Origin of the sequence: Flavobacterium frigoritolerans, assembly GCF_025847275.1 — a bacterium.
In the GTDB taxonomy this organism is placed as follows: domain Bacteria; phylum Bacteroidota; class Bacteroidia; order Flavobacteriales; family Flavobacteriaceae; genus Flavobacterium; species Flavobacterium frigoritolerans.
Genome location: NZ_JAOZEV010000039.1, coordinates 1 through 5,859 on the forward strand (window position 1 = coordinate 1; position 5,859 = coordinate 5,859).

Here is a 5,859-nt window from a genome sequence, read left to right on the forward strand (position 1 = left end):
CTTTTTTAAATCAGCATCTAAAAAAATACACGAATTAAGTAATTACTTGAAAACCAAAAAGTAAAAGAAGCTAAGTAACTAACCTCAAACTATTTATTTATGAACCTTAAAACTCTTACTTACATAAGAAACAAAGCACAATTACAGGAGCTTTTTATAAGCCAATTTACAGCAAATTATATCCGAAATGAAATAAACGAAATAATCACCGAAACAAGAAAATGTATTACTATCGGAACACGACTATTCGCTAAAAATATATCAACTTTTGAAGCAATTATTTTCATAGATAGAAATGGTGTACCAGATGGATTTATCCTCTCGGAAGAATTAAAAATCAAATTGCAGGAATATAGAGAGTCCATTGCAAAGAAAATGGTTTTACAAAAACAACATACAAATCAATAGTTATGATACATGATTTAAAAATTAATTATGAGCTCGCACAACTTCACTTCATTGGTAAAAAGAATTGGGAACTAAGAAAGAATGATAGAGATTTTAAAATTGGCGACACTATCCGATTTACAGTATTAGAATGGGAAAGTTCTTCAAACTGGAAATATGAAAGAACAATAACGAATGTTTTTGATGATACTAATTTAGGATTGCAAGAAGGATATGTAATATTATCAATAGAAAAAGAATTATGAAGTCAACAGCAAAGAAATCCGATAGCCCGACAAATGCTTTAATTAATCGTAACTTTATTATACGTGTACTAGAGAACCCAAGCGAAAACCTACTTAAAAATACAAAATTAACCTCTGCGAACAAGCTTTCTACCTATCTTAATGATGATGAAATGAAAATAAAGCTTTTTAACAAGATATTAGACGGTGGTAAAGATAAATACACCTTTCTAATAAGAAACCGCCTTAAAATCGATTTTCAGTCAAAATAACTTTAGGAGTAATTAAGTGATGTAAAATGCAGTCTTCAACGAATTAGTTTGAGGCTGCATTTTTTTTTAGCGATGTTTTAGTTGTAAGCTTTCATTTTTAATCTTCGTTTATGGTTTTTGGAACTTAATGATATCACTAAAACTGGGTATTTTGTAATATCACTAAAACTGGGTATTTTATTTATTGTTTGCATACAATATATTTACCGAATGAGGTTTGAGTGAATAATCTTATTATTTAATAAAAAAAACACATGAAAAAAAAAATAAAGTACAAAGTACAAATCTACATTGTTAAATTTTTAGTTCTTTTTGGCTTGGCTCTAACACTAAGCAATTGTCAGGTAGAAGAGGAGATTGATAAGAAAGAAAGCAACATCCAAACTGTAGGTATCAATGATGCAGTTTCTTTCCTAAAACAAAACCCTATTAATAGTTCAAAAACAGGTAAAAACACCCTTCTTTTACCTGATATAACGGCTATCTCACAGGAAAAAATTAAGAATAGTGATCAATTGTTAACGGTTATCCCTTTATCAACTAATAATAAAGAAGAGTATAGCAGGATTCTAATGTCAAGGATAAACGGTGTACTAAGAGTGGTCGTTTTTAGCATGTACTCAGATAAAGACAACGTGACAGAAAAATTTTCTGGTAAAATTATGATTCGCAATCTCAATGGTGATTTTTTAAATGGATTTCGTGTTGAGAATGGGATTTATGTCTCTCAATTTCAAATTCTAAAAACAGAAAAAAATATCACCAAAAGAGAAGGAGGAGAAGAGACTCCTTCAAATGGTGGGCAATTAAACGAAGTTCCAGTTAATAATCCCTATCGTAGACCTAATGCAGCAACTCCTTGGCTATATTTATATAATGATTTAGATGATTCGCGTGGTGGCTATGGTGACTATAGTTGGGATTCTGGAAGTGGCGGAGGCGGTGGTGAGGGTTTCACTCCTCCAAATACTGATGAAGCTGACCCTTGTGCTGAATTAAAAAAACAAAATACAAATCCAAATTTTAAATCCAAAATCGATGAGTTAAGCCAGAAAACAAATCTAAAAAAGGAAACTGGTTATATGCAAAGCAAGAACGGACCGCTCACGGCTCTTACTAATTTAAGTAATGATTCGATGAGACTCCCATACGATGCTAATACCGTTGGTTATATGCATACCCATCTTGATGATTATGATTCTGGAACCGTGGATGAAAATGGTAATACATTGATAAATCAGCCTATTAAAATGTTTTCTCCTGCCGATGTAGAATCTTTTATGATACTTTTGGTAAATGCTAATAAAAATGGTATTCCTTTATCAGATATTTATGGAACTATGATTTCTAGTAAAGGGAATTATAGCCTTCGATTTGAAGGGGCTTATAGCGATCTTAATCTAGGATTGAATTTTAAAGAATTAAATAAGGGATATGTGAAAATAATGAATGATAATATCTCAAAAGAACTTGGTTTTTTAAAATTCATGAAAGAAAATGGTATCACTGGTATTTCGTTGTTTAAAATAAATAATGATGGTAGTACTGCCCAGAAAACACTAGATGTTAAAGAGAAATTAACAACAACACCATGTCCATAACACTTAAAACAAATACAATGAAAAAGATAATTATTATAGCTATTCTGATTGTATGCAACTTGTCTTGCAAAGCACAATCCACTGTTCCAATAGAAAAGTTAGCAGAATACTTACGCGTAGAAGGCGGTATTCCTGAAAGTGTCACTTATTTAAAAGATGTAAATGGTATTCGAGATAAATATGTAGGTACTTGGAGAGGAAATTATAATGGCAAAAATTATGAATTAGTATTTTCAAAAGTTACTACTAAAACATCTCGTACTACTCAAGACGGATTAATAATGCGTTATTTAATTACAGATACGAGTGGTGCTGTTTTAGAAGATACCAGAACAGAGCCTGATGATAGCCCCTATACTGCTGAAAGTTCTTATTTCGACAAAACCTATTTTGTTTTGACTTATGAAGGACGTCAAACTCAGTGTGGACAAGGAGGACAATTATTTGTCCTGTCAACAAAAAACACAAACAATACCGCTATAGAACTGTTTCTTACTCCTAGACAAGATTTTATAATTGAACAAAATTGCCCTAATGGCGCAGCTCCACAATTATTTCCAAAAATCAAAATGACTTTAACTAAACAATAGACAAAGTTTGATTCCTAAGATTGGCAATCGAAATAAAAGCAGTGTTTTTTGAAATACTGCTTTTCTGTTTTACGGCTCTTCTTCTGAAGATGCCCCTTTAAGTTTAAAGATAAACTAACGACAAAACCATGTCCATAACACTTAAAGCAAATATGATGAAAAAGATAATTATTATAGGTTTTCTGATTGTATGCAACTTATCTTGTAAAGCACAATCGATTGTTCCAATAGAAAAGTTAGGGGAATACATGCGGGAAGAGAAAGATGTTCCTGAAAGTGTCACTTATTTAAAAGATGTAAATGGTATTCGAGATAAATATGTAGGTACTTGGAGGGGAACTTATAATGGAAGAAATTATGAAGTAACATTTACAAAAAAGGTGACAACATATGATGGTCTAACCGAAGACCGATTAGCAATGCGTTATTTAATTACAGATACAAGTGGTGCTGTTTTAGAAGATACCAGAGCTGAGTCTGATGATAGCCCCTATACTGCGAATAGTTATTATTTCGACAAAACCTATTTTGTTTTGACTTATGAAGGACGTCAAACTCAGTGTGGACAAGGAGGAGAATTATTTGTTCTGTCGACAAAAAACACAAATAATACCACCATAGAATTGTTTCTTACTCCTAGACAAGATTTTATACTTGATCAATATTGTCCCAATGGTCCAGCTCCACAATTATTTCCAAAAACCAAAATGACCTTAACCAAACAGTAGATAGCTTTAATTCTCAATTTTAGCAATCAAAATAAAAGCAGTGTTTTTTGAAATACTGCTTTTCTGTTTTAAGGCTCTTCTTCTGAAGATGCCTCTTTAAGTTTAAAGATACACTAACGACAACACTATGTCCATAACACTAAAAGCAAATATGATGAAAAAGATAATTATTATAGGTTTTCTGATTGTATGCAACTTATCTTGCAGAGCACAATCGATTGTTCCAATAGAAAAGTTAGGAGAATATATTCGAGAAGAGAAAGATGTCCCTGAAAGTGTAACTTATTTTAAAGATATGAATGGTATTCGAGATAAATATGTAGGTACTTGGAGAGGAACCAATAATGGTAAAAATTATGAATTGATATTTTCAAAAATTACGGATAAAATATCTCGCACTACTCAAGACGGATTAATAATGCGTTATTTAATTACAGATGCGAGCGGTGCTGTTTTAGAAGATACCAGAGCAGAGCCTGATGATAGCCCCTATACTGCGGAAAGTTCTTATTTCACAAAAAACTATTTTGTTCTAACTTATGGAGGGCGTCAATATCAGTGTGGACAAAGAGGAGAATTATTTGTTCTGTCGACAAAAAACACAAACAATACCGCCATCGAACTGTTTCTTATGCCTCGACAATGTTTTATAATGGAACAATATTGTCCCAATGGCGAAGCTCCACAATTATTTCCAAAAACTAAAATGACCTTAACCAAAATATAGATAACTTTAATTTTCAATTTTAGCAACCAAAACAAAAGCAGTATTTTTTGAAATACCACTTTTCTATTTTAAGATTCTTCCTCTGAAGATATCCCTATGGGGTGTAAGAGTTTTAATTTCACAAGTCAAAAAGGGTCTTTATGGCAATTAACATTGGTTAAAATTATTAGTTTTAAAATTGTGTTGTTAATTATAAAAGTCTCGAAATATTACATGTAATTGTAGTTAAATATAATGAATTATGATAAATGAAGTTCTAACCAATTTAACTTATTTGTTTTACCCAAGAGAAATATGTCCTTGGAATGAAAGCGAAAAATACTTACAATCTGAGGAGTATAAAAGATTGCAGTCTACAATAGATTTTTTTTACTCTGATAAAAATCAGAAGATACGAAATGTCATTAAAAAGGATTTTGAACTAGATTTGACTTTTAAAGATTTTGAAGATCACTCAAGACGAGAATCTCAAGACAGATGTTTTACATTTTTTCTTAATGTAATTGAAGATGGAGAATTACATTCAATTACACTATATTTAAGTTTTTTAAGTCCATATTATATAATTAGACATTTAGAGCATAAAAACAATCCTTTTTTTTCAAAATTAAGAATTGAAGAGTTAGAAAGTGAAAAGAAAGATCCTAGAAAGATAAAAGATTTAATTTTAGATTTAGAGACTATTGTTGAGAACAAACTATTGTATACGAAATTCCCTCAAGAAATGATGTCTACAATTATTAAGGATGTTAGTTTCCAAGATACATACTTGGGCTATTTTAAAATGTTTAATGCTTTTTTTAACAACACATATATAAATCAAGATAATGACTAGGAAATATTTATTTTTTTTGACAATCTGCCTTTTATTGCTAGTATATTTTTACTTTTCCGAATACTTTTATATAATTTGTTTATATGATACTTACTATTTCGTGAGTTATTTTTTCTTTGTTTTGCCAATTTTGACTATTGGCACTATTTTTTATTTTGTAAAAAGAAAAAAAATAAGAGTAAATTACGTAGAAGATAAAACAAAATCCCTGCAAAAAAGACATCAGCCAACATCGCATACATGGTGGATACAAATATAAAACCGCTTCATCGGATGGTTTTTATTCTTTAATAGTTTAGACACAAAGAAAAATTTAATTGACATTGGCAAAAAAATGCCCGCTTCTGCAAAGAAGCGGGTTTTTTTTTGCAAAGGCATTGCAAAACCTTTGCAAAGCTATTCAATAGTACAAAACCTACCGTTACCCTACCAAATCCTTAATCGCATCATTATATCATTCTAATATTTGTAAAG

The 5,859-nt window shown here is 30.8% G+C and carries 8 protein-coding genes; all 8 read left to right on the forward strand.

Features of this window, described 5'->3' with window-relative positions:
* Positions 1–99 precede the first annotated feature (99 nt).
* Positions 100–408 (forward strand): hypothetical protein, encoded by a 309-nt coding sequence (locus tag OIU80_RS20600; RefSeq protein WP_264288849.1) that lies wholly within the window; start codon positions 100–102, stop codon positions 406–408.
* Between the two features lie 2 nt (positions 409–410).
* Positions 411–653, forward strand: coding sequence for a DUF3850 domain-containing protein (locus OIU80_RS20605; protein WP_264288850.1), 243 nt, complete (start codon positions 411–413; stop codon positions 651–653).
* Complete coding sequence (locus OIU80_RS20610; protein WP_264288851.1) at positions 650–904, forward strand: hypothetical protein; 255 nt, start codon at positions 650–652, stop codon at positions 902–904. The genes OIU80_RS20605 and OIU80_RS20610 overlap by 4 nt, the downstream gene beginning before the upstream one ends.
* Before the next feature lie 254 nt (positions 905–1,158).
* The gene (locus tag OIU80_RS20615) at positions 1,159–2,505 is read left to right on the forward strand and encodes a hypothetical protein (RefSeq protein ID WP_264288852.1); all 1,347 of its coding nucleotides are present in this window, start codon (positions 1,159–1,161) and stop codon (positions 2,503–2,505) included.
* A 17-nt stretch (positions 2,506–2,522) separates the two neighbouring features.
* Positions 2,523–3,095: a DUF6705 family protein gene (locus OIU80_RS20620; protein ID WP_264288853.1), complete on the forward strand. Its 573-nt coding sequence runs from the start codon at positions 2,523–2,525 to the stop codon at positions 3,093–3,095.
* A gap of 155 nt (positions 3,096–3,250) precedes the next feature.
* Positions 3,251–3,823 carry a DUF6705 family protein gene (locus OIU80_RS20625; protein ID WP_264288854.1) on the forward strand — a complete coding sequence of 191 codons (573 nt, stop codon included), beginning with the start codon at positions 3,251–3,253 and terminating at the stop codon, positions 3,821–3,823.
* A 154-nt stretch (positions 3,824–3,977) separates the two neighbouring features.
* Positions 3,978–4,550, forward strand: coding sequence for a DUF6705 family protein (locus tag OIU80_RS20630; RefSeq protein ID WP_264288855.1), 573 nt, complete (start codon positions 3,978–3,980; stop codon positions 4,548–4,550).
* A gap of 241 nt (positions 4,551–4,791) precedes the next feature.
* Positions 4,792–5,385, forward strand: a complete 594-nt coding sequence (locus tag OIU80_RS20635) for a hypothetical protein (RefSeq protein ID WP_264288856.1) — start codon at positions 4,792–4,794, stop codon at positions 5,383–5,385.
* Positions 5,386–5,859: the final 474 nt, after the last annotated feature.

Excerpts from the sequence above, each read along its gene's own strand:
- OIU80_RS20630 (WP_264288855.1), top strand. The coding sequence starts at position 3,978 with ATGAAAAAGATAATTATTATAGGTTTTCTGATTGTATGCAACTTATCT.
- OIU80_RS20615 (WP_264288852.1), top strand. The coding sequence starts at position 1,159 with ATGAAAAAAAAAATAAAGTACAAAGTACAAATCTACATTGTTAAATTT.
- OIU80_RS20635 (WP_264288856.1), top strand. The coding sequence starts at position 4,792 with ATGATAAATGAAGTTCTAACCAATTTAACTTATTTGTTTTACCCAAGA.
- OIU80_RS20620 (WP_264288853.1), top strand. The coding sequence starts at position 2,523 with ATGAAAAAGATAATTATTATAGCTATTCTGATTGTATGCAACTTGTCT.
- OIU80_RS20610 (WP_264288851.1), top strand. The coding sequence starts at position 650 with ATGAAGTCAACAGCAAAGAAATCCGATAGCCCGACAAATGCTTTAATT.
- OIU80_RS20625 (WP_264288854.1), top strand. The coding sequence starts at position 3,251 with ATGAAAAAGATAATTATTATAGGTTTTCTGATTGTATGCAACTTATCT.
- OIU80_RS20600 (WP_264288849.1), top strand. The coding sequence starts at position 100 with ATGAACCTTAAAACTCTTACTTACATAAGAAACAAAGCACAATTACAG.
- OIU80_RS20605 (WP_264288850.1), top strand. The coding sequence starts at position 411 with ATGATACATGATTTAAAAATTAATTATGAGCTCGCACAACTTCACTTC.